We start from the raw sequence: 1246 nt of genomic DNA, 5'->3' as shown, positions 1-1246 counted from the left end.
AGGCTATTTGAAATAATAATGCCAAAAAACCAATTTCATCATCTGATATTTCTTTATTATAATATGTTTTAAGCACAGTGTTAGCTTCTGATGCTATTAGGTATGCTAGAGAATAATTTGTTTTTATGTCGCTAAGCATTGGATTTTTTTGTAAAACATTATATCTTATTCTTATATCAAGCGGTATCATATGATGGTTAAGCAATAATCTTAAGTTTAAATTATCTCTTAAATCTATTTTTAAATTATTGTATATCAAATCGAGCATATCCTGAACTACATTGTCTAGTTTGTTTTGTATAATATAATTTTCACTATTTGATAATAAACTTTTTGATGCTATATGAATTGCTATAAAAATTATTTCAGTATCATTTAATTTTATATTTAATTCTTTTTCTAATATATTTGCTAATTTTCTTGCTAATTTCAATTCTTCTTTTTTTACATCTTTTAATATGMTATCATCGTCATAATCATTTATATTTTTATTTTCTTTTATTCTCTCTATTGATACAGAAATATATAATATRAAGTTTTCTAAGTTTACCTCAGATAGTTTTATATCATTTTTCTTTATAAAATTAATTACTATATTTTCTATTGTTTTATTTATATATTTTTTRTCATATATTTGCTGTTTTAAATAATAATCTATTATGCAGTTTCTAATATCAAATTCTTTACCAATTAATTTAATACCATAATTTGGCTTGCGTTCTATTTTTAAGTTATAATATTTAATATTATCTTCTATGATTTTTAATGTATTTGTTAGTGTTGTTTTTGATATATCTAATGCACTTATAAGATTATCAGATTTTATATATGTATTATTATTRTTAATAAGATGTTCAAATATGTATTTTAATCTATATTCAAAATCGTTAAATATATGTGCATTAAGGTTTATATTTGACATATCTTTATGATTATCGCATTCTAAAATATAACCATATCTTGCTTTGGATACTACTTTAATTCCTGTGTTTTCTAATTCTTTATTTAATTCTGCTATTTTTATTCTTACAGTTTTTTCACTTATTTGCAATTTTTTTGCAAGCATTTCTGCTGTGATATATGATTCATTAGAGAGAATKGATAATAGTTCTTTTATATATTTACTTTTCATAATTCATATAAACTTATAAAGATATTTATATTATATATTAATATAAAAAAATAATACACAAAAAATTACCAGATTAAAATAGAAATTTTCTTGTTTGAGTTATTAATATAAAGT

1 protein-coding gene is annotated in these 1246 nt (G+C 19.9%); it reads right to left on the bottom strand.

All coding sequences use genetic code 11. The features are described 5' to 3' along the window. Nucleotides 1–1132 (bottom strand): PRD domain-containing protein (locus GQX97_RS12235; RefSeq protein ID WP_157152210.1); only part of this gene is annotated, 1132 nt, incomplete at its 3' end. Between the last annotated feature and the right edge of the window lie 114 nt (nucleotides 1133–1246).

Source organism: Brachyspira sp. SAP_772 (genome assembly GCF_009755885.1).
In the GTDB taxonomy this organism is placed as follows: domain Bacteria; phylum Spirochaetota; class Brachyspiria; order Brachyspirales; family Brachyspiraceae; genus Brachyspira.
Note: the sequence above shows the minus strand (reverse complement) of the source record. Positions and strands in the feature narration are given on the sequence as shown.